General features: G+C 64.1%; 21 protein-coding genes and 1 pseudogene. 17 read left to right on the forward strand and 5 right to left on the reverse strand.

Annotated features, from left to right (window positions below; all coding sequences use genetic code 11):
- The first annotated feature begins 14 nt into the window (after window positions 1–14).
- The 6 genes from GWG65_RS09385 to GWG65_RS09410 are packed head-to-tail and all read left to right on the forward strand — an operon-like array spanning window position 15 to window position 6,074.
- A complete protein-coding gene (locus GWG65_RS09385; RefSeq protein ID WP_275195194.1) occupies window positions 15–1,079 on the forward strand; it encodes a branched-chain amino acid ABC transporter permease in 1,065 nt (354 codons plus the stop codon).
- The gene (locus tag GWG65_RS09390) at window positions 1,079–1,795 is read left to right on the forward strand and encodes an ABC transporter ATP-binding protein (RefSeq protein ID WP_275195196.1); all 717 of its coding nucleotides are present in this window, start codon (window positions 1,079–1,081) and stop codon (window positions 1,793–1,795) included. Before GWG65_RS09385 ends, GWG65_RS09390 begins: the two co-directional genes overlap by 1 nt.
- Window positions 1,788–2,516: an ABC transporter ATP-binding protein gene (locus GWG65_RS09395; RefSeq protein ID WP_275195197.1), complete on the forward strand. Its 729-nt coding sequence runs from the start codon at window positions 1,788–1,790 to the stop codon at window positions 2,514–2,516. Before GWG65_RS09390 ends, GWG65_RS09395 begins: the two co-directional genes overlap by 8 nt.
- A gap of 32 nt (window positions 2,517–2,548) precedes the next feature.
- A complete protein-coding gene (locus GWG65_RS09400) occupies window positions 2,549–3,538 on the forward strand; it encodes an acetamidase/formamidase family protein (protein ID WP_275195199.1) in 990 nt (329 codons plus the stop codon).
- Window positions 3,539–3,551: 13 nt separating this feature from the next.
- On the forward strand, window positions 3,552–5,291 hold the full coding sequence (locus GWG65_RS09405; protein ID WP_275195200.1) for a nitrilase-related carbon-nitrogen hydrolase: 1,740 nt from the start codon (window positions 3,552–3,554) through the stop codon (window positions 5,289–5,291).
- A gap of 21 nt (window positions 5,292–5,312) precedes the next feature.
- Window positions 5,313–6,074 (forward strand): SDR family NAD(P)-dependent oxidoreductase, encoded by a 762-nt coding sequence (locus GWG65_RS09410; protein WP_275195201.1) that lies wholly within the window; start codon window positions 5,313–5,315, stop codon window positions 6,072–6,074.
- 277 nt (window positions 6,075–6,351) lie between these two features.
- Here the strand turns inward: GWG65_RS09410 and GWG65_RS09415 are convergent, their stop codons facing one another.
- Together GWG65_RS09415 and GWG65_RS09420 are read right to left on the reverse strand one after the other, a co-directional pair.
- Complete coding sequence (locus GWG65_RS09415; RefSeq protein WP_275195202.1) at window positions 6,352–7,698, reverse strand: aspartate aminotransferase family protein; 1,347 nt, start codon at window positions 7,696–7,698, stop codon at window positions 6,352–6,354.
- 18 nt (window positions 7,699–7,716) lie between these two features.
- Entirely contained in the window at window positions 7,717–8,631 is a 915-nt protein-coding gene (locus tag GWG65_RS09420) for a GntR family transcriptional regulator (protein ID WP_275195204.1), read from the reverse strand.
- A gap of 87 nt (window positions 8,632–8,718) precedes the next feature.
- On the opposite strand from GWG65_RS09420, the gene GWG65_RS09425 reads away from it, so the two are divergent.
- From GWG65_RS09425 to GWG65_RS09460, 8 genes are read left to right on the forward strand one after another with little or no spacing between them, the layout of a single operon-like run.
- The gene (locus GWG65_RS09425; RefSeq protein WP_275195205.1) at window positions 8,719–9,879 is read left to right on the forward strand and encodes a C45 family peptidase; all 1,161 of its coding nucleotides are present in this window, start codon (window positions 8,719–8,721) and stop codon (window positions 9,877–9,879) included.
- Window positions 9,879–11,444 (forward strand): ABC transporter substrate-binding protein, encoded by a 1,566-nt coding sequence (locus GWG65_RS09430; RefSeq protein WP_275195206.1) that lies wholly within the window; start codon window positions 9,879–9,881, stop codon window positions 11,442–11,444. Before GWG65_RS09425 ends, GWG65_RS09430 begins: the two co-directional genes overlap by 1 nt.
- Before the next feature lie 13 nt (window positions 11,445–11,457).
- Complete coding sequence (locus tag GWG65_RS09435) at window positions 11,458–12,402, forward strand: ABC transporter permease (RefSeq protein WP_275195208.1); 945 nt, start codon at window positions 11,458–11,460, stop codon at window positions 12,400–12,402.
- Window positions 12,399–13,211, forward strand: a complete 813-nt coding sequence (locus tag GWG65_RS09440) for an ABC transporter permease (protein WP_275195210.1) — start codon at window positions 12,399–12,401, stop codon at window positions 13,209–13,211. Before GWG65_RS09435 ends, GWG65_RS09440 begins: the two co-directional genes overlap by 4 nt.
- Window positions 13,208–14,815, forward strand: a complete 1,608-nt coding sequence (locus GWG65_RS09445) for an ABC transporter ATP-binding protein (RefSeq protein ID WP_275195212.1) — start codon at window positions 13,208–13,210, stop codon at window positions 14,813–14,815. The genes GWG65_RS09440 and GWG65_RS09445 overlap by 4 nt, the downstream gene beginning before the upstream one ends.
- Before the next feature lie 13 nt (window positions 14,816–14,828).
- Window positions 14,829–16,370, forward strand: coding sequence for an ABC transporter substrate-binding protein (locus GWG65_RS09450; protein WP_275195213.1), 1,542 nt, complete (start codon window positions 14,829–14,831; stop codon window positions 16,368–16,370).
- Complete coding sequence (locus GWG65_RS09455; RefSeq protein WP_275195214.1) at window positions 16,367–17,212, forward strand: polysaccharide deacetylase family protein; 846 nt, start codon at window positions 16,367–16,369, stop codon at window positions 17,210–17,212. The genes GWG65_RS09450 and GWG65_RS09455 overlap by 4 nt, the downstream gene beginning before the upstream one ends.
- The gene (locus GWG65_RS09460) at window positions 17,209–17,979 is read left to right on the forward strand and encodes a polysaccharide deacetylase family protein (RefSeq protein WP_275195216.1); all 771 of its coding nucleotides are present in this window, start codon (window positions 17,209–17,211) and stop codon (window positions 17,977–17,979) included. Before GWG65_RS09455 ends, GWG65_RS09460 begins: the two co-directional genes overlap by 4 nt.
- Before the next feature lie 404 nt (window positions 17,980–18,383).
- Here GWG65_RS09460 and GWG65_RS09465 read toward each other — a convergent pair whose 3' ends face one another.
- A complete protein-coding gene (locus GWG65_RS09465; RefSeq protein ID WP_275195217.1) occupies window positions 18,384–18,560 on the reverse strand; it encodes a hypothetical protein in 177 nt (58 codons plus the stop codon).
- 233 nt (window positions 18,561–18,793) lie between these two features.
- Here GWG65_RS09465 and GWG65_RS09470 point away from each other — a divergent pair.
- Both GWG65_RS09470 and GWG65_RS09475 read left to right on the forward strand, forming a co-directional pair.
- A pseudogene (locus tag GWG65_RS09470) lies at window positions 18,794–18,928 on the forward strand (patatin-like phospholipase family protein); the annotation flags it as partial.
- A 359-nt stretch (window positions 18,929–19,287) separates the two neighbouring features.
- On the forward strand, window positions 19,288–19,449 hold the full coding sequence (locus GWG65_RS09475; RefSeq protein ID WP_275195218.1) for a hypothetical protein: 162 nt from the start codon (window positions 19,288–19,290) through the stop codon (window positions 19,447–19,449).
- A 91-nt stretch (window positions 19,450–19,540) separates the two neighbouring features.
- On the opposite strand, the gene GWG65_RS09480 is transcribed toward GWG65_RS09475, so the two are convergent.
- Together GWG65_RS09480 and GWG65_RS09485 are read right to left on the reverse strand one after the other, a co-directional pair.
- Window positions 19,541–19,924 carry an SDR family NAD(P)-dependent oxidoreductase gene (locus tag GWG65_RS09480; RefSeq protein ID WP_275195220.1) on the reverse strand — a complete coding sequence of 128 codons (384 nt, stop codon included), beginning with the start codon at window positions 19,922–19,924 and terminating at the stop codon, window positions 19,541–19,543.
- 72 nt (window positions 19,925–19,996) lie between these two features.
- Window positions 19,997–20,740, reverse strand: coding sequence for a FadR/GntR family transcriptional regulator (locus GWG65_RS09485; protein ID WP_275195222.1), 744 nt, complete (start codon window positions 20,738–20,740; stop codon window positions 19,997–19,999).
- A gap of 228 nt (window positions 20,741–20,968) precedes the next feature.
- On the opposite strand from GWG65_RS09485, the gene GWG65_RS09490 reads away from it, so the two are divergent.
- A complete protein-coding gene (locus tag GWG65_RS09490; protein WP_275195224.1) occupies window positions 20,969–21,736 on the forward strand; it encodes an HpcH/HpaI aldolase/citrate lyase family protein in 768 nt (255 codons plus the stop codon).
- Window position 21,737 lies beyond the last annotated feature (1 nt).

Genomic DNA, 21,737 nt, shown 5'->3' on the forward strand with positions numbered 1-21,737 from the left:
CGGAGTGATGGGTCGTGACAGGGTTGGTTTCATTCTTTCGTCGCCTCGAAGGCCCGCAGACCGTCGGCCGGGGGCCGGCCTTCTGGAGTCTCTTTGCCGTCGTGCTCGCGGCCGCGCTCGCGTATCCGCTGTTCAGTGACGGTTACACGGTCGGCAACACCGTCTATTTCTTCGTCTGGGTCTTCATCGCGCTCAGCCTTTGCGTGATCTGGGGCTATGGCGGCTCGCTGTCCTTTGGCCAGACGGCGTTCTTCGGGATCGCGGGTTACGGCTATGGCGTCCTCACCCTCAATTTCGGCTCGGCTTACGGCTTCACGCTGGTCGCGCTGGTGGCTGCGGTCGCGATAGCCGCGCTGTTCGCGGTCCTGCTCGGCTATTTCATGTTCTTCGGCCGCATCGCCGGCGTCTTTCTCGGCATCGTCACGCTCGCCGTGACGCTGATGCTGGAACGCTTCATGGCGCAGACAGCGGGACCGGAATGGCACATCGGCAGCGCGCGGCTCAACGGCTTCAACGGCATGAGTGCGATGCCTCCCCTGACCATCCCGTGGCCGGGCGAGCCGATCGTGCTGTTCGCCGATGTCGGGCTCTATTACCTCGTGCTCGGCCTGCTGGTCCTCGTCTATCTGGCGCTTCGCATTCTGATGAACTCGTCGTTTGGCAACGTCATCGTCGCGATCCGCGAAAATCCGGAGCGGGCGGAGATGCTCGGCTACGACATCCGCAAATACCAGCTCATCACCTTCGTCATCGGCGCCGCGCTCGCCGGGCTCTCCGGCGTGCTCTATACGGTGTGGGGGCAGTACATCACGCCGTCAAGCATGAGCATGACGGCGGCGGCGCTGCCGCTGATCTGGGTTGCGGTCGGCGGCCGTAGCGACCTGACCTCGACAGTGATCGGCACGCTGGTGGTGCTCGCCGCGTTCCAGGCACTTACGATCTACGGCAGCCAGTATGCGCTCGTCTTCATGGGCGTGTTGCTGGTGCTCACGGTGCTGATCGCGCCGAACGGCCTCGTGCTCGGGGTGATGAATTGGCTCGGCCGCCTCGCCACCCGCTTCACGCAGAAGGCCGGCTGATGTCGCTGCTCGAGCTGCGCGAACTGAACAAGCATTTTGGCGGGCTGCACGTCACCAACGGCGTGAACCTCACCCTCGAGCCTGGCGAAATTCATTGCCTGATCGGCCCGAACGGTGCCGGCAAGAGCACGCTGTTCCGCTTGATCCTGGGTGAGCATCATCCCGGCAGCGGCGACATTCTGTTCGCTGGTGAGAACATCACCGCGCTGAAGTCCTTTGCGCGAATTCACCGCGGCCTGTCGGTCAAGTTCCAGGTGCCCGGCGTTTTCAAGGGCTTGTCCGTGCGGCAGAACCTCGAGATTGCACTCCAGAGCCGACATCGCGGTGCCGGGCTTGAAGCCGAGATCGGCCGGCTGCTAACCTTCCTCGGGCTGGAGTCCGAACAGACGCAGACGGCCGGCAATCTCAGTCATGGCCAGAAGCAGTGGCTGGAGATCGGCATGGCGATCAGCCTGAAGCCGCGCCTCCTGCTGCTGGACGAGCCGACCGCCGGCATGTCGCCCGAAGAAACCCACATGACCGGCGAAATGGTCCAGCGGCTCAACGCCGACGGCATGACCGTGCTGGCGATCGAGCACGACATGGCGTTCGTGCGCCAGGTTGCCCGGCGCGTCACCGTGCTGCATCTCGGCCAGGTCTTCGCGCAAGGCTCGATCGAGGAGATCGTGGCCAATGAGCGCGTCGCGGCGATCTATCTGGGGCAGGCCCATGCTTGATGTGCCGCGCAAGGAAGTGATCCTCTCGACGCTGGCTCTGCGCGCCGGTTATGGCGGCAAGCCGGTGCTCCAGGGCCTCGAGATCGAGGTGCGGGAAGGCGAGATCGTCGCCGTCATCGGACGCAACGGCGTCGGCAAGTCAACGCTGATGAAGAGCCTGATCGGGCTCGTGCCGGCGATGAGCGGCTCGATCGTCTATCGCGGCGAAGCGGTGGAAACACTGCCGGCGCACAAGCGGGCGCGTCTCGGCATGGGTTACGTGCCGCAGGGGCGGGACGTGTTTCCGCGCCTGACCGTCGGCGAGAACGTCGCGGTCGGCGCTGCGATCAAGCGCGGCGGCATTCCCGAGGCGGGCCGGCGCAGGATCGTCGAAGCGTTTCCGATCCTCGAAGAGCGCTGGAATCAGCGCGCCGGCACGATGTCCGGAGGACAGCAGCAGCAGCTCGCGATCGGACGCGTCCTGATCGCCGATCCCAATCTGATCCTGCTCGACGAACCCTCGGAGGGCATTCAGCCCAACATCGTCCAGGACATCGCGCGCAACATGGTCGAGCTCAACCGCAGGACCGGCGTGACCATCATCCTGGTCGAGCAGAATCTCGACATGATCCGCGCCATGGCGCAGCGCTGCTACGTCATGGTCAAGGGCCGCATCGTCGCAAGTCTCGACCGCTCCGCGCTCGACGACGTGGCGGAGATGCGCCGCCATCTGGCAGTTTGAAAAAAAGCGACGCCCAACCAAGGAGAATATCAATGGCCTGGCAAAGCGATTCCATCATGGCACGCAAAGGCGTCGCCAAGGGCGAGCGTGGCAAGCAGCACACGATCACGGAGAGCGAGCAGGGCAAGTATCACTATGTCTACGGCCCTTACGTAGGGCCGGTTCTGACCGTCGATCCCGGTGCGGTCGTCTCCGCCGAGACGCACGACGCGTTCGAAGGCGCGATCAAGCACGAGACCGACAGCCCGTCGAAGATCCTCAACTTTCCGTTCCTCAATCCGCAGAATGGGCCCGTCCACGTCAACGGCGCAGAGAAGGGCGACGTGCTCGCGATCTACATCGAGAGCATCGTGCCGCGCGGGCCGCAGCCGTGCGGCACCACCGTGGTCATGCCGGATTTCGGCGGCCTGGTCTCGACCGGCCAGACCGCGCTGCTCAATCCGGCGCTGCCCGAGCGCGTGAAGAAGCTCGTGATCGACGCCAAGACCGGGACCAAGTGGAACGACAAGATCACGCTGCCCTATGAACCCTTCATCGGCACCATCGGCACCTCGCCGGAGATCGAGGCGATCTCCTCGCTGGTCCCGGACTATTACGGCGGCAACATGGACCTGCCGGATGTCGGCGTCGGCGCCGTCATCTACCTGCCGGTCAACACCAAGGGTGCGTTGCTCTATCTCGGCGACTGTCATGCCGCGCAGGGCGACGGCGAGCTCTGCGGCGTCGCCATCGAGCATCCGACCGTGACCACGGTGCAGATCGACCTGATCAAGAACTGGACCATTGCCTGGCCGCGGCTCGAGACCAAGGACTTCATCATGACCATCGGGTCGGCGCGGCCGATGGAGGATGCAGCCCGCATCGCCTATCGCGAGCTCTGCCGCTGGATGGCAGCCGATTACGGCTTCGACGAGATCGACGCCTACATGCTCCTGACCCAGGCCGGACGCGTCCGCGTCGGCAACATGGTCGATCCCAAATATACGCTCGGCGCCTCCATCAAGAAATCCTACCTCGTTTGAAGCTGGCCGGATCATGTCCACCATCCACAAGGTCGCCGCCGTCCAGTTCGAGCCGACCATGTTCGAGAAGGAGCGCAACATCGCGCGCCTGCTCGAACTCTGCGAGCAGGCGGCGGCGGCCGGTGCCAAGCTCATCGTCACGCCGGAAATGGGAACGACCGGCTATTGCTGGTTCGACCGCGCCGAGGTCGCCCCTTTCGTCGAGACGATCCCGGGCCCGACCACGAATCGCTTTGCGGCGCTGGCGCGCAGGCACGGCTGCTACATCGTGGTCGGCATGCCGGAGGTCGACGAGGACGGCATCTACTTCAACTCGGCGGTACTGATCGGGCCCGACGGCATCGTCGGCCGTCACCGCAAGACGCATCCGTATATCTCGGAGCCGAAATGGGCGGCGGCGGGCGACCTGCACAATCAGGTGTTCGAGACGCCGATCGGGCGAATCGCGCTGCTGATCTGCATGGACATCCATTTCGTGGAAACCGCACGGCTGATGGCGCTGGGCGGCGCGGACGTTATCTGCCACATCTCGAACTGGCTGGCAGAGCGCACGCCGGCGCCGTACTGGATCAGCCGGGCCTTCGAGAACGGCTGCTACGTCATCGAGAGCAATCGATGGGGGCTGGAACGCACGGTGCAGTTCAGCGGCGGCAGCTGCGTGATCGCACCGGACGGGCAGATCACGGCCGTGCTCGACAAGGGCGATGGGGTGCTGTTGTCGGAGATCGATCTCGATGCCGCACGCGCGCGCCGCGTGCTCGGCGAGACCGTGTTCGCGCAGCGACGGCCGGAACTCTATCCGGAACTGCTCACCGACACCTTCAGCTGGAATCCGCGCGACTTCTTCGGCCTCTACGGCCACGAGCCGTGGCCGGCCGGAAAAACGTCTTGGGTCAGCGTTGCGCAATTTGCACCTGGTGATGACGCCGCTCAAAATTTGAAGGAGATCGAGGCGTACGCGCGCGCGGCAAAAGCAGAGGGGGCGGAGCTTGTCGTCTTTCCGGAGCTGGCTGTGACAGGCCTGACCGATCCCGCGAAGTCGGCACAGCCGATACCGGGGCCGGCGACTGCTAGCCTCGGCGAGCTTGCGGGGGAGCTTGGCGTCTATCTCGTCTGCGGCCTCGCCGAGCGCAACGACGATCTGGTCTACAACAGCGCTTGCCTGGTCGCGCCCGATGGAAGCATCTTCGTCTATCGCAAGACGCATCTGGCGGCCGACGAGCGAAGCTGGGCCACCGCCGGTGACGGCTGGACCGTCGTCGACACGCCGATCGGCCGTATTGGGCTGTTGATCGGTCACGATGCGTCTTTCCCAGAAGCGGGCCGGGTGCTGGCGCTGCGCGGCTGCGATCTCATCGCGTGTGCCGCCGCGATCAAGGGACGCTTCAGTTCGTCGCATGCCGGAACTGAGGTGTTGCAGTCAAAGCCGATTCCGACCGGCCCGGATCCGCATCACTGGCATCATTTCCGCGTTCGCGCCGGCGAAAACAACCTGTTCTTCGCCTTCGCCAATATCGTCGATCCCGAGCGTGGCTATCCCGGGCTGAGCGGCGTGTTCGGTCCTGACACGTTCTCCTTTCCGCGCCGGGAGGCGATCGCGGCCAGCGGCACGGGCCTTGCAACCGCGCTGGTCGACACCACCAATCTCGACAGCATCTATCCGACCAACGTGGTGCGGCGAAAGGATCTGGTGTCGATGCGCATGCCGCACAGCTATCGTGGATTGGTCAAGGCGGCTGCGACCAACTACTGAGCCAAGAAAAGGAATTTGGCCATGGATCTGGGACTCAAGGGAGCCAAGGTACTCGTCACGGGAAGCACCAAGGGAATCGGCCGCGCGATCGCCGAGACATTCGCCACTGAAGGTGCCGATGTCGGGGTATGCTCCCGCAATCTGGCTGAGGTCGAGAGCACGGTCGCCGCACTCAAGACCAAGGGCGTCGCGGCCTATGGCGGCGCCGTCGACGTTGCTGACGCGGCCGTGTTGAAGGCCTGGATCGGGGATATGGCGGCAAAGCTCGGCGGCATCGATATCGTCGTCGCCAATGTCAGCGCGCTTGCCATCGGGCAGGACGACGAAAGCTGGGAGAAGGAATTTTCGACCGACATGATGGGTACGGTTCGGCTAGTGAATGCGGCCATGCCCTATCTAGAGAAGAGTGCCGCCGGCGCGATTGTCACCATTTCTAGCGTCTCAGGGCGCGAGGTCGATTTCGCAGCGGGTCCCTACGGCACCTTCAAAGCGGCGATCATCCACTACACGCAGGGACTAGCCAATCAGCTCGCGGGAAAAGGCATTCGCGCCAACTCGGTCTCCCCAGGCAATACCTATTTCGACGGCGGGGTCTGGAACATGATCAAGGACAACAATCCCGAGCTCTATAAGACGGCGCTGGCGCTCAATCCGACGGGGCGGATGGGAACGCCGCAGGAAATGGCCAACGCCGTGGTGTTTCTCGCCAGCCGCGCGGCCAGCTTCATCACGGGCACAAATCTCGTCGTCGACGGCGCACTTACACGTGGGGTGCAGTTGTAGGAACGTATCGGCGTTTGCCTCGCGTTGAACCTCGCTAGCTCAAATTTGCCCATGATGGATTGGAGCGAGAGGTTAAGTTTTTTAGTTGGTTAGATGCCGGCGTGTGCACGACCTGTGCACCGGAAGATCAAGAAAAATCCTATGACAACCAACATTGGAATCCGCTCTGGGACGAGCTGAACATCGAGCTTGAGATGAGACGATGAGCGGTCCCCTTCCGGTGCAGAAGGCCGCCGCGATCACGCGTACCAACGCTGAGTACTGCCGAAATCGACCGTCAGTCGATCGCGATCAGAGCGCGTCGGATGGCGGAAAAGATCGCTTCGATCTGGTCTTCCGTGATGATCAAGGGCGGAGAGATCAGCAGCGTGTCGCCGCTGCTGCGGATCAGGATGTCGTCATCATAGCAGCGGTTGGCGCATTCCGCACCGCGCGCGCCCGTCGCCCCGTCGCGCGACTTCAGGTCGATTGCGGCCAGCAGACCGATGTTGCGGATGTCCGCGACATGGGGCGCGCCCTTGAGTGCATGTGCGGCGTCTTCCCAGAGCGGCGCGATGCGACGCGCACGTTCGAACAAGCCGAGATCCTGGTACACGTCGAGCGCAGCAAGGCCTGCCGCGCAAGCGAGCGGATGGGCCGAATAGGTGTAGCCGTGGAACAGCTCGATCGTATTGTCCGGCCCCTGCATCAGCGCGTCATAGACCTTGCCGCTGACGATGACGCCGCCCATCGGCACGGCAGCGTTGGTCATGCCTTTAGCGCAGGTAATGAGGTCGGGCGTAACACCGAAGGCGTTCGCACCAAAGGCCGCGCCGAGGCGTCCGAAGCCCGTGATCACTTCGTCGAAGATCAGGAGGATGCCGTGCTGGTCGCAGATCTGGCGCAGCCGCTCGAGATAGCCGATCGGGGGTGGCAACACGCCGCCGGAGCCGGTCACGGGCTCGACGATGACGGCGGCAATCGTCGAGGGATCGTGCACCTGCAGCAGCTTTGCAAGCTCGTCGGCGAGATGCGCGCCCCATTGCGGTTGCCCGCGGGAGAACGCCGCGTGCTCCGGATCATGCGTATGCGGGAGGTGATCGACCTCCGGGAGCAGCGGACCGAAATCCCTGCGATGGCGGACAATGCCGCTGACCGACAGGCCGCCCCAGCCCATGCCGTGATAGGCCTTCGCGCGGGAGATGAAGCGGATGCGGCTGGCCTCGCCGCGGGCGCGGTGATAGCCGCGCGCGATCTTCAGCGCGGTGTCGACCGATTCCGAGCCGGAGTTGGTGAAGAAGACGTGGTCGAGGCCATCGGGCGCGATCTCGGTGATGCGGCGGGCGAGCTCGAACGCGGCCGGATGGCTCATCTGGAACGATGAGACGAAGTCGAGCTTCGCCGCCTGCGTCTGGATCGCCTCGACGATGCGCCGCTGCGCGTGTCCCGCGTTCACGCACCACAGCCCCGCCATTCCGTCGAGAATGCGCCTGTTGTCATCGGTTATGTAATGCATGCCTTCGGCGCCGACGAAGATGCGCGGCTTCGACTTGAATTGCCGGTTCGGCGTCATCGGCAGCCAGAAGGGCTCCATGGCCTCGGCGGTAAGGGGGCGGTTGGTCGAGGCGAACGCATTCATGGTCATGGCAACTCTTGCAAATCGTCAGGTGGTCTTCGATGAGGCGTTGGAATTGGCCGGGTTGCGCTTGAGCCTGGAGGCGCCTTCGAGATGCCGGCGCAGCAGCGCAGCAGCAGCCTCGTTCTGGCCGGCTTCGAGCTGGTCGAGGATGGCGAGATGCTCGCGGCAGTTCACGATCACGCGCTCATGGCCGAAGGTCCAGTCGTAGTTGCCGAAGCGCCGCAGGCGGTTCTGCTGCTGAACCGCGACCAGCAGATAGCGGTTGCCTGATGCGGCTGCGAGGCCTTCGTGAAAGGCCGCGTTCATCTCGTAGAGGGCGATGCTGGCCGTGTCGCTCCACGGCATCGCCAGCATCTCCTGGTGACGGCGGCGCATCTCCGCGGCCCATGCCGGATCGAGCTGGAAGCCGGGCTCTAGCAGGCCGGCCGGCTCGATCAGCAGGCGGTAGCGATAGCTTTCGTCGCGCGCCTGCGTATCAGCGAGCGTCGGCTGGAAGCGCCAACCGTGCCCCGGCTTGCGCTGGACCGCGGCAACTTCGGCAAGCTTGGTGAGGACGCGCTGCACGATTGGGCGCGTCGCATCGTAGCGCTGCATCAGGTCGCGCTCGGACACCTCGTCGGGCAGCCGGCCGGCGCGGCGATCGCGCGCGATCGCGAGGAACAGCCGGTCGGTATCGTCTGGGCTCGGCTTTGATGGCGCCTTGTGCAGGGCAGGAGCGATGTCGGTGACGAAATAGCCGCGGCTTGCGCCGGCGTGCACGAGCTTGCGCCGCGCCAAAAGCTTCAGCGCGGCGCGTACCGGCGTGCGCGACACCTGAAGGCGCTCGGCGAGCGCGACTTCGGCAAGACGGGTTCCGGGCGCAAGCCCCTCGCTCCGGATCAGGTCGATGATCCCGGCGGACAATTCGCGCTGAAGCCGGCTTGGGGGCGTCTTTTCCAAGGCAGACTTTGAGGCTGAAGATTTTTGTTTCATGTCATCACAAAGTACATTAGGCTCCCTGGGAAAGCAAAAGGAACTTTGCGTCCCATGGTCGAACCCTTTCCCCTGATCGAGATCTCCGGTCCGCCGCGCGAGCGTGGACGTCAATATGGGCAGAAGGCTGTGAGCCGCATCAAGAAGGGGACATCGCACTACTTCGAGCAGCTGCGGGAGCTCTCGCTCGATGCGAAGGGTGTGGCTGAACTGGTGCGGGACTATCTGCCCGTCATCGAGTCGTTCGATCCGACCTACATCGAGGAGATGCGCGGCATCGCCGAGGGCGCCGATGTCCCGTTCGAGGATGTCGTCCTGATCAACGCCCGCACCGAGATCATCAAGCTTGCCAACCCGGCGATCCGCGCGCGGCGGAAGACGCCGGAGGACCCGGATGGCTGCACCGGCGTCGTCGTGCTGCCGCAGGCGGCCGGCAGCGGTCGCCTGATCCATGCCCAGAACTGGGACTGGAAGCGCGAATGCGCGGAGACGGCTGTGGTGCTGAAGGTGCGGCGCGACGACGGCCCTGACGTCATGACCTTCACCGAGGCGGGTGCGCTCGGCCGCTGCGGCTTCAATTCCGTGGGCATCGCTATCACGGCCAACTATCTCGAGAGCGATCGGGACTATCGCCAGGTCGGCGTGCCGCTCGCGTTGATCCGCCGCAAGGTTCTGGAGAACGAGCACCTTGCGCTCGCGATGCGCGCGGTCTATTGCACCAAGAAGTCGGCGGCCAACAACATGATCGTCAGCCATCGCGAGGGCGTCGCGATTGACTTCGAGTGTGCCCCCGACGAGACCTTCCAGGTGCACCCGCAGAACGGTCTGCTGGTTCACGCCAATCATTTCGTCAGCCCCGTCGCGCTCGGCAAGCTCAAGGACAGCGGCATCTTCAATACGCCGGACAGCCTTTACCGCGACATCCGCGTTCGCGATCTGCTCCAGCCGCACATCGGCAGCATCACCTTCGACACGGTCAAGAGCGCACTGTTCGACGAGTTCGCCTATCCCTGGTCGGTGTGTCGCCCGCCGCGCCGTAATCTCAGCAACAATCTCAGCGCCACCGTCGCGATGATCCTGATGGAGCCGGCGAGCGGACTGATGCAGGTGGCGCCGCTGCCGGCGCTCAATCGCGAGTTCACGACCTACCGGCTCGAGATCGACGAGATCGGACGTGCCGCGTTCGAGCGGTCGGCTGCGGCGGGGGCGGCGTGATGCGCCGGCGTCGGCCATCGGCGGCATGGGCGCTTGGTCTGGCCGCATTGGCCCTGCTGGCGATGCTGGAGAAGGCCGGCGCCGAGACCTTATTGCGGACACGGCTCAACGCCGACATCCGCTCGACCGATCCCGGCACCAATCGCGACGCCAACACGGATGCGGTGGTTGCCCATATCGTCGAAGGGCTGGTCGCCTTCCGCGAAGATACCTCGATTGGCCCGATGCTGGCCGAGAGCTGGGCGGTTTCGAACGAAGGCAAAACCTACACGTTCCACCTGAGGCAAGGCGTCAAGTTCCACAACGGTGCCACCATGACCGCGGATGACGTGGTTTGGTCGCTGAAGCGCTGGCTCGACCCGGCGGCGCAATGGCGCTGCCTCTCCGAATTCAGCGCCACCGGTATTGCGCGCATCGAGAAGATCGAGGCGCCTGATGCGCAGACCGTCGCAATTACGCTCGACCAGCCGTCCGCCTTGTTTCTCCCGACGCTGGCGCGGCCCGATTGCGGCCAGACCGCAATCATTCACCGCGATTCCGTCGGCCCTGACGGCAAGTGGATCGCCCCGATCGGCACCGGCCCATTCAAGCTCGGCGAGTGGAAGCGGGGACAGTATGTGGATATCGTCCGCTTCGACGGCTATGTCTCCCGCAGCGAGCTGCGTACCGGTTACACCGGCGCCAAGGACGTCAAGGTCGATCGCGTGCGCTTCAACGTGATCCCGGACAGCTCGGCTGCGAAGGCGGGGCTGCTCAGCGGTTCGCTCGACGTCATCATGAGCCTGTCGATTCCGGATCTCGAAGAGCTCAAGTCGCGCCCCGAGGTGCAGCTCAGTATCACGCCTGCGCTCGGTCTCACCGGCATCCTGTTCCAGACAAAAGACCCGCTGCTGAAGGATGTGCGGATCCGCCGCGCCATTGCGCTGTCCATCGATACCGCGCAGATCGTCGATGCCGTGATGATGGGCACGGCGCGGGCGAACAATTCCGCGTTGCCGCTCGGCAGCCCCTTCTACAGCGAGGCGCAGTCGCACGGCTACGTGCAGAACATCGCGGAGGCCAAGAAGCTGCTGCTGGAGGCCGGCTATCGCGGCCAGCCGATCAAGATGATCACCAACAAGCGTTACAGCTTCGTGTTCGATTCCTCCGTGCTGGTGCAGGCCATGGCGCAGACCGTCGGGATCAATATCGAGCTCGAGGTGATGGACTGGGCGGCGCAGCTCGACCGCTACAACCGCGGTGACTACCAGTCGATGGCCTTCGTCTATTCGGCGCGGCTCGATCCCTCCCTCAGTTTCGAGATGCTGACCGGGCCGAAGGCGACGCAGCCGCGCAAGGTCTGGGACAATCCGGACGGGCAGGAGATGCTGCGCCAGTCGATGACGATCGGCGATGCCGCGAAGCGGCAGGCGCTGTTCGACGAGATGCACAAGCGCTTCATCGCCGACGTGCCGATGATCGCGCTGTTCAACGGCGCCGAGCTGACGGCGCTGCGCAAGAGCATCAAGGGCTATGCCGGCTGGCTTTATCCAGAGCCGCGGTTCTGGGGCGTCACGGTTCAGTAGGCAAGGGCGCGCCATGTTGGGTTACCTCGCAAGACGGCTGGCCATGACGGTCCCGACCTTGCTGCTGGTCGCGATCGGGGTGTTTGCGCTGGTCCGGCTCATCCCCGGAGATCCCGTGCAGGTGATGCTGGGCGATGCCGCCGATCCCGCGCAGGCGGCGCAGCTCCGCGCCCAGCTTGGCCTCGACCAGCCGATCCCCGTCCAGTTCATGCACTGGATCGCAAAGCTTGCGACCGGCGATTTCGGGCACTCCATCACCAATAATCTCGCGGTGTTGCCGCTGATCATCGACCGCTTTCAGGTCAGCGCCGTCATCGTGCTGGTGGCGGTTGCTGCGGCCGCCTCGATCGCCGTCCCGGCTGGCCTCGTCGCGGCCTGGAGACAGAACAGCCTGCTCGATCTCTCCGTCGTCGGCGGCGCCACGCTGCTGTTGTCGATCCCGAGCTTCTGGCTCGGGCTCCTGCTGTTGCTGCTGTTCGGGCTCAAGCTGAAATGGCTGCCGGTGATCGGCTATGTGCCCTTTACGGAAAATTTCTGGCAGGCGGCAACCTTCATCGTGCTGCCGATCGTGACGCTGACGATGGTCGAGATCGGCGTGCTCACGCGCATGGCACGTGCCGCCTCGATCGAGGTGCTCAGGCTCGAATATGTCACGCATGCGCGCGCCAAGGGCGTGCCGGAATGGCGCGTGCTCGCCCGGCACGTCCTGCCCAACGCATTCGCGCCGACCTGGACGCTGATCGGCCTCGTGCTCGGCCATCTCCTCGGCGGCATCGCCGTGATCGAGACCGTGTTCACGCTGCCCGGCCTCGGCCGCCTTCTGGTCGATTCCATCTTTGCGCGTGACTATCCGGTGGTGCAGGGCTGTCTGTTGTTTACGGCCGTCATCTATGTCGTGGTGAACTTGATCGTCGACCTCTGCTATCCGCTATTCGATCCCAGGGTGACGGTGGCATGAGGATACGCGCCAACACCGCGATCGGCGGCGCCTTGATGGCGCTCTTGCTCGGCGCGGCCCTCACCGGAGCCTTCTGGACGCCGTTCGATCCGCTCCGCATCAATCTGCGCGCCCGCCTTCAGGCGCCGTCATCTCTGCATTGGCTCGGCACGGATGAATTCGGCCGCGACGTGCTGAGCCGCATCATGGTGGGCGCAGGCGCCAGCGTGGTCATCGCTTTGGTTACGGTGCTTCTGGCCGTTGCGGCGGGCATGGTGGTCGGCTGCACGGCCGGTTACATCCGCGGCTGGGCCGACCGCATCATCATGGCGGTCAACGATGCGCTGCTCGCTTTCCCCGGCATCCTGCTGGCGCTGGCCGTGATGATCGTGGTCGGCACCAACAAGGTTGGGCTCATTCTGGCACTCGGTCTCGCCTACATCCCGTCGGTCGTCCGCGTGGTGCGCGGCACCGTGCTGTCGATCCGCGAGAAGGAGTATGTCGAGGCCTCGCGTGTCATCGGCAACTCCGAAGCCTATTCGATGATCCGCCACGTGATGCCGAATGCGATCGCGCCGGTCGCGGTGCTCGCGACCAGCATGTTCGGCTGGGTGCTGCTGGCCGAGAGCGCGCTGAGCTTCCTCGGCCTCGGCGTGCCGCCGCCGGCGCCGACCTGGGGCAACATGCTGGCGGCGAGCCGGCCGTTCATGGAGACGGCGGCGTGGCTCTCGATCGCGCCGGGCCTCTGCATTGCGCTGACGCTGCTCGGCATCAATCTGCTCGGCGATTCCTTGCGCGATCGCCTCGACCCCAGGATGGCGCACGGATGACGCTGCTGTCGGTCGAAAATCTGCGTATCGAAGCGTCCGCCAGCAAGGCCGTGGTTGTGGAGGACATCTCCTTCGCCGTCGATCGCGGCGAGTTCCTCGCCGTCGTCGGCGAATCCGGCAGCGGCAAGACGGCGGCTGCGCGCGCCGTGCTCGGCCTGCTGCCGCCGGGGCTGCGCAAGGCCGGCGGGCGCATCGTGCTCGATGGCGTCGATCTCGCAAATGTCTCTGCGCGCCAGATGCGGGCGCTGCGCGGGCCTGTTGTCGGCATGGTGTTCCAGGAGCCGATGGTCTCGCTCAATCCCGCCATCAGCGTCGGTGCCCAGATGGCGGAGGGGCTCGGCCTGCACGAGCGGCTTGGCAAGCGTGAGATCAAGCGCCGCTGCCTCGACATGCTCGCGCGGGTGCAGATCCGCGATCCCGAGCGGACCTTTGACGCCTATCCGCATGAATTCTCCGGCGGCATGCGCCAGCGCATCATGCTGGCGTCGGTGATGCTGCTGAAGCCGAAGTTGCTGATCGCGGACGAGCCGACGACGGCGTTGGATACGCTGACCCAGCGCGAGGTGCTTGATTTGATGGTCGGGCTCGCCCGCGACCACGGCACATCGGTGATGCTGATCACCCACAATCTTGGCTTGGTGTCGCGCTATGCACAGCGCGCGCTGGTGCTGCGCCAGGGCAAGATGGTCGAGACCGGCACGAGCCAGCAAATCCTGTTCTCGCCGCGCGAGGCCTATACCAAACGTCTGGTCGAGGCCTTGCCGCGCCGCGGCGCCACGACCAAGGCGCGACAGGGCGGCGAGCCTCTCGTCAGCGTGCGCGGCCTCAAGGTCGGCTTCGCCGGGCGGCAGCGATTATTTCGCCGAGATACCGGCGTCTCCGCCGTCAACGGTGTCGATCTCGAGATCGCCGCGGGCGAAACGGTGGCTGTGGTCGGCGGCTCTGGCTCGGGCAAGACCACGCTTGGCCGCGCCATGCTGCGGCTGATCCCGACGTCGGGCGGTGAGATCAGATTCCGGGGCAGGGACGTGACGGCGACCTTCGATCGCGACTTCCGTCTTGCCTCGCAACTCGTCTTCCAGGATCCTTACTCCTCGCTCGACCCGCGCATGCGCGTCGGCGAGATCGTCGCCGAGCCGCTGCGTCATGTGACGAACTTAGCGACCAGCGAGCGTGACAGGCGGGTGGAGGCGATGCTCGACGAGGTCGGGCTTGCCGGTCTCGGCAAGCGCTGGCCGCACGAATTGTCCGGCGGTCAGCGTCAGCGAATCGCGATCGCGCGTGCCATCGTGCGCCAGCCGGCCTTCGTCGTCGCCGACGAGCCGGTTTCTGCGCTCGACATGACCATCCAGGCGCAGGTGCTTAAACTGTTGGAACGGCTCCAGGCACAATACGGCTTTGCCTGCCTGTTCATCAGCCACGACCTTGCCGCCGTCGAGCAGGTCGCCGACCGCGTCGTGGTGATGCAGGACGGCAAAATCGTCGAGCGGGGCTTGCGTGACGACGTCTTCGATCACCCCCAGCATGAATACACCAAGGCGCTGCTCGCGGCCGCGCCTGCGCTGGACTTCGCGGGTGCCGCGGCGGAGCGTGCCTCGGGCTGAACAGGATTTGCGTATGAATCGGTTTGCCGTTGCGTTGTGTCTGATGCTTGTGTCGCCATTCGCGGCTCGCGCCGAGAGCGTACTGCGCAGCATGGTCACGACCGACATTCGCGGCCTGATGCCGGGCAACAGTCCTGACGACAACACCGGTCTCGTGCTTCAGCAGATCTACGAAGGCCTCGTCGCCTGGCGCAGCGACGGCACCGTTGCCCCGATGCTGGCGAAGGCGATCGAGACCTCGGCGGATGGGCGCACCTACACCTTCACGCTGCGCGAGGACGTGACCTTCCACAACGGCGCGCCGTTGACCTCGCGCGAGGTGGCGTGGACCTGGGAGCGCTTCCTCGATCCGAAATCCGGCTGGCCGTGCCGGACCAATTTCGACGGCACCCGCAAAATCAGGATCATCGAGATCACGGCACCGTCTCCGGCGCAGGTCGTCTTCCGGCTGGCCGAGCCGAGCGGCGCCTTCCTCAGCACGATGGCGCGGGCCGATTGCGATGGCATCGGCATCGCGCATCCGGATTCGGTGGGCGCCGACGGTACCTGGCAGAAGGCGATCGGCACGGGTCCGTTCAAGCTCGCCGAATGGCGGCGTGGCCAGTTCATCGAGCTGGCCCGCAACGAGGCCTATGCCGCGCGTAGCGAGCCGACGGATGGGCTCGCCGGAGCCAAGCTTGCCAAGATTGACCGTGTCAGGCTGTCGATCGTGCCAGATCCGGCGGCGGCGAAGGCTGCGATCCAATCCGGCAACCTCGATCTCTGGCCCTCGGCCGATCCGAAATTCGCGGGCGAACTGAAATCGGCCGGGCTCGTGATCGCGTCGGCACCGGTCGCCTCGCTCAATGCGATCGTGATGCAGACCAATGATCCGCTGCTGAAGGACAAGCGCATCCGCGCGGCGATTGCGGCCTCGCTCGATTATGCCAGCATGAGCGACAGCCTGACGGACGGATATGCCAAGCCCAGCACCTCGCTGGTTCCGCTTTCGAGCCGCTACTACGGCGCGACCGAGCAGGGGGGTTACAGTCTCGACATCACGCGTGCGAAAAAGCTGCTGACTGAAGCCGGCTACAAGGGCGAGCCGATCAGGATCACCACCAATTCGCGCTTTCCCGTCATGAACGACGTCGCCGTGCTGGCACAGGCGATGGCGCAGCAGGCCGGCCTCAATCTCACCGTGGAGGTCGTCGAGTTCGCGACCCAGCTCAGCCGCTACAACAAGGGCGACTATCAGCTGATGGTATGGAACTACACACCCTATCTAGACCCCGCCTTCGGCCTCGATCGCTTCATCGGCGACAAGACCGCGCAGCCGGATCGCGTCTGGGGCAACGCTGATGCAATCGAGCTGCTCGGGAAGCTGATGGAAACGTCCACGCCCGAGGTGCGTCAGCCGCTGTTCGACGCGCTCCACAAGCTGTTCGTCGATGACGCGCCGATGATCGTGTGGAGCTCCAGCGTCAACGTTTCCGCGGTCTCGCCCGCGGTGCGCGGCTATGCGCCATGGGCCGGCCGGAAACCCCGCTTCTGGAATGTCGAGGTTGTCAGATGATCTCTCTTGCCCAGCGCAGGCAACACGCCTGGCCGGACGGTGCGCGCTGCGTCGTCGGTCTCACGCTCGATTTCGACGGCACCTCGCTGGAGCGTGGCCGCGGGCAATTACCGCTCGGCGCCCGCTCGCATGGCCGCTACTCCGCCAAATGCGGCATCCCGCGCTTCGTCGACATGTTTACGCGACACAACGTGCCCTGGACGTTCTATGTCTCCGGCTACGACGCCGAGGAGAGCCCCGATCTCGTCCGCGACATCTCGCGTTCCGGCATCGAGATCGGCTCGCACGGCTATTTTCACGAGGGTGTGGATCCCGGCGATGCCGAGCCGGAGCTGCTGGAGCGGACGCACCGTCTGCTGACGAAGATCACCGGCGTCGCGCCGAGAGGATGGCGCTCGCCGTCCGGGCACAAGACCGCGCGGACGCTGCGCAAGCTCCGCGAGCTCGGCTATGTCTACGATTCCAGCGACAAGGATTTCGACCTGCCGTATCTCGCGCGCTATGACGGTGAGAAGCGGAGCGACTATGTTTGCCTGCCCAACAACACCTCGAGCCTCGACGACTTTCCGTTCTACCGCGTCAGCTATACGCCGCCGTCGGAAGTTCTGACACACTGGAAGCAGGAGTTCGACGCCATCTACGCCGAGGGCGGTTATTACAACCTGACCTTCCATCCGCGCGTCGGCTATGGCTCCGGTTCGCCCGCGCGCGTCGCGGCGGTCGAAGGGCTCATCAACTACGCCAAGCGCCACGAAGGCGTGCGCTTCGTCGGCATGCTGGAGTTGGCGGAATGGTGCCTGAAGCATCCGTCCGACTGGCGACGGGACTGGAGCGGACAATGAGCAAGCCGATGATTCCAGTTGTCGTGACCGTCAACCTTCAGGGCAAGACAGTCGAGCTAACCCAGCTCGGCGAGGACGCCTTGTTCGGCCGCGCCTCCTACGGGAAATACGCCTATGCGGTCGGCTGCGAGCGGCTGTTCGGATTGCTCGATCGCCACGGTATCAAGTCCACGGTGTTCGTTCCCGGCGCGGAAGCGGAGGCCAATCCCGCCTATGTCGCTGCGCTCGCCGGCCGTGGGCATGAGATCGCCGCGCACGGCTGGGCGATGGAGGAGATGGACGCGGCAGGCATCGACGAGCGGGCGCTGCTGGAGCGCACGCATGCGACGCTGGCGCGGATCGTGGGACGAGCGCCGCGCGGTTTTCGGGCGCCGCACGGCCGTCTTTCGGAACGCACGCTCAGTCATCTCGTGGACCTCAGCTATCGCTATGATTCGAGCTTCCAGGACGACGATCATCCCTACCGGCTCGATGCCGATGGCGGCCGCGGCATGGTCGAGGTGCCGCATGCGGAGATCCTGATCGACGCGACTCTCTACGGCCAGCGCCAGACGCATGACCGCGTCATGAAGATGTGGCGCGAGGAGATCGAGGCGATGCATCGCGAGCGCTGCCTGATCACGCTGACGCTGCATCCGCGCAGCGACTACGGCAGCGCGCGGGCGAGCCGCATCGCGGCCTTGGACGGGCTGCTATCATGGCTGCGCGATCTTGACGGTGTCTCGTTCCTGACCTGCGAAGAGGTCGGGGACCAATTCGGCTGTTGAGTGCCGCTCTTGGCGCCAAGTGGACAATTCTCGATCGTGCTGCCTCTCGCTAGCTGCAGCTAGCTCAAATTGGTCCATGATGGATTGGAGCGAGAGCTTAAGCATTTCAATTGGCTAGAAGGCGGCGTGTGCACGACGTGTGCACCGGGAGATCAAGAAAAACTTGCGTCGGCTAATCTAAGCAGACCGGAATTGGGGCCGCATCCGATCCGCGAATGCACGGAGAAGTTAAGGACACGCGACGGCGGCGAGCAGACGCCTCTTTTTTCTGTGCCAAGGCTTGCATCCGCGGCGCTAGACGTGCGCGGAAAGTGGGACCACGCCGCGATGCAGCTTCACGCGGCAGTTTCTCCGGTTGCCGGTCGCTTCAATCTCTGCTGTGAGGTAGCGGTCCCGCCCGAGCCTTAAAGCATCGGCTCGAACTGGCAGTGCACCAGCATCTCGGAGACCGATGCGTTGTTCGGCAGCATGAGGGCGGTCTCCGCCAACCGCGCGATGTCGCCCGGCTGGCTCATCTCATGGCGAGGAATCTCGTCGTCATTCAGCGTCATGTCGGTGGCAACATAGCCCGGGCAGATCACTGTCGCCCGAATCCCCGCCCAACCGGGATCGCCTATCGCCTTAACCTGGAAAAATTAGGGATGAGCACCGCATCGTCTGCCATCCATTTGTGCTATCCATGCCCATGTGATTGTCGTTGATCGACGTGCGTTTCCGCAGCTGCGAATAGTCCCATTCTGGTCATTGAATGCTTTGCGGATTGGGTTCGGTTATGGACGTTACATCGGAGCGGAATTCGGCAGAAGAGCCTGAGGTGCCTGGGGGAGCCGGTCACGAGCCGGCATTCTCCAGCCAGGTTCGGACCATCAACCTGGCTCTCCAGGGGGGCGGAGCGCATGGTGCCTTTACCTGGGGTGTACTCGACCGACGCCTAGAGGAGAAAGACCTCGCGGCACTGGACGAAGCACTCAACGGCGGCTGAACGGACGCACACGACAGGTCAGCCGCCCGCTTGGTTCGGGGGGCCTTGCAGCCGGCGCGAGCGCTGCGGCGAGATGCAATTCAACAACAGGTCGCTGGTCAAAACTCCAGCGTTTAGGAGACAGAGATGACCTCAGATTCCCACAAAACCGAAACAGGCTCCCACGGTCACATCGATATCGAAGAGCGCGGGGCAGTCCTCGTCGCACGCATCGACGGAGGCCCGCATGCCCTGTTCGATGCTGCGCTTACCAAGCAACTAAAAAGTCTCTCGGGGCGATCAAGCGATCCATCTACTTTGGCAGTTCGCTCCCGCTCGAAGAGGGCTTGCAGCTCGAGCACGCCGAGTTTCTCGTGCGAGACCAGTCAAAGGAAGCGCAGCAACTCATGCTCAAGTACATCGCCGCCACTAAAGCTACCGGCGAGCTGCCGCTTCTGAACCGGAAGACCTATGCCCGCGCGCTGAGTGCGGGGCGTCTGGGCGATTGATCAAACGAATGGATCGGACGGCTCAAGCACCCGGTCGCGGCCGACGAGGCAATCCCCAAAGTGAGGTGCACAAGGCAACACACCAGCTGGGCTAACTAGTTGACTGTTGATCAAGCCCTGCATTGATCCAGGCGCGCGTCTCCTCCAGGACCTCATCGGAGAGCGCGGGATCGTCGATGGCCCGGGCCAGCATGAGCGCGGTCTCCGCCAGCCGCGCGATGTCTCCCGGCTGGCTCATCTCATGGCGAGGAATCTCGTCGTCATTCAGCGTCATGTCGGTGGCAACATAGCCCGGGCAGATCACTGTCGCCCGAATACCTGCCGCGCGTCCTTCCCGGCGAATACCGTGGGTGAGGGCGACCACGGCGAACTTGGTCATGGCGTAGCCGACATTGCCTCCCACGCGTTTTCCGGCGAGCGATCCCAGATTGATGACCCGCCCATGACTATAGTGAAGGAGGGGAGCTCGGGGCATCGGGGCTTTCCGCTCGACAAATATTTCGTCGGAGCATGACGGGCTCGGTGCTCGTATTTCTAGTTTAGCGATTCAAAGCGATAAATCGAGCACCTTGCCTCCGAACAGGCGGTCGTACGAGCCCTTGATGTGGCGGCGCATGGCGTCGCGGGCGTCTTCCTTCTTGCGGTCGCGAATGGCTGCGAAGATCGCGTCATGCTCGTCCAACACGCCGACCAACCCACCGGCCGGGCCGAGCAACGATAGCCCATGCAGCTTCATGCCCACGTTGATATGGTCCTTGAGTGCGTGCATCGACGATAGAAAGAAATAATTATTCGCGGCTTCCGCAATCGCAATGTGGAAGGCGTAGTCGGCATCCTCGCGATGGCCGTGGGCCCGCGTCGTGTCCCGCATAAGTTCCAGGGCTCTTTCGATCGCCCGCAGTGCTGCTTCGTTGCGCCGCATGGCCGCGTAGAAGGCGTTCGCCGGCTCGACCTCGAGGCGGAACTCATAGCAGCGCTGCACATCGGCGATCGTGCCGGCCGGGGCGAAAGCAAGTGTCTTGCCCTGTTCCGTCTCAACGCCTCGCACGAAGGTGCCCGCGCCCTGTCGCGAGAACACCAGCCCGTCATCGCGTAAGCGCCGCAGCGCCTCGCGGATGACTGGCCGGGAGGCGCCATAAAGCGCCGAAAGATCGTGCTCGCCGGGCAAGCGCGTGTTCGCAGCGTATTCGCCCGAAGCGATCCTAGCGCGCAGCTGATGATGAACGCGCTGCACGAGCGGCGATGGCGGCGACGCGGCGCGGTTCTGGGAGTTTGCGAACTGGTCCACCATGTGATGTTTACAACTTATAACAACTCAGTCAAGCGCTTCCGACCAAGGATGCGGGGAGATTCGGGCATCATAATTACAACATGTTGACATGTTCGCAAGAATGCGCTTGAACATCGCACAAGGCCCACAGAGGTCGGCGAAAGGAAACGCGCCAACCCGAGTCGCATTGGCGGCCGCACGAGCTGATGAAACCGCGCCGCGCCCAAGCATCCTGGAGATAGGTGGACGATGCCAGAAGTCAGCACGAACCGTTTCAAGCGCGATCTCGGCAAACGTCAGATGCTAGGACTATTTTCGACAATGGCCAGTCCGGCGCTGACCGAGATGTTCGCGCAGCTCGGCTTCGACTGGATCTTGATCGACACCGAACACAGCCCCAACGAGCCGGGCGACGTCGTCGCGCAGCTCCAGGTCATGGAGTCGCTTGCGGCCGAACCGATCGTGCGACCCGCGTGGAACGACATGATTTTGGTCAAGCGCCTGCTGGATTTCGGCGCACAGACGCTGCTCTTTCCCTATGTCCAGAATGCCAATGACGCCCAGCGCGCCGTCAGCTTCACGCGCTATCCGCCCCATGGCGTGCGCGGCGTCTCCGGTTCGTCGCGCGCTGCGGCCTATGGGCTGATCCCGGACTATTTCGCCAAGATCCAAAAGGAAATCTGCGTCATCGTCCAGATCGAGACGACTGAGGCGCTGGCGGATATCGAAAGGATCGCGGCGGTCGATGGCGTCGATGCCGTCTTCATTGGCCCGGCCGATCTTGCTGCATCGATGGGCCAGCTCGGCAACGCGCAGCATCCCCAGGTGCAGGAGGCGATCGATGACGGTTTCCGCCGCCTCAAGGCGATCGGGAAGCCGGCTGGCTACCTTACCAACAATGAGGGCGAGGCGGTCCGCCGCGTAGCTCAGGGCATCGACTTCGTCGGCATCGCGAATGACACCACCCTGATAACGCGTGGTGCACGCTCGTTGCTTTCCGTGGTCAAGGGCGCCTGAA

The organism is Bradyrhizobium sp. CSA207 (genome assembly GCF_029051685.1).
Lineage (GTDB): Bacteria > Pseudomonadota > Alphaproteobacteria > Rhizobiales > Xanthobacteraceae > Bradyrhizobium.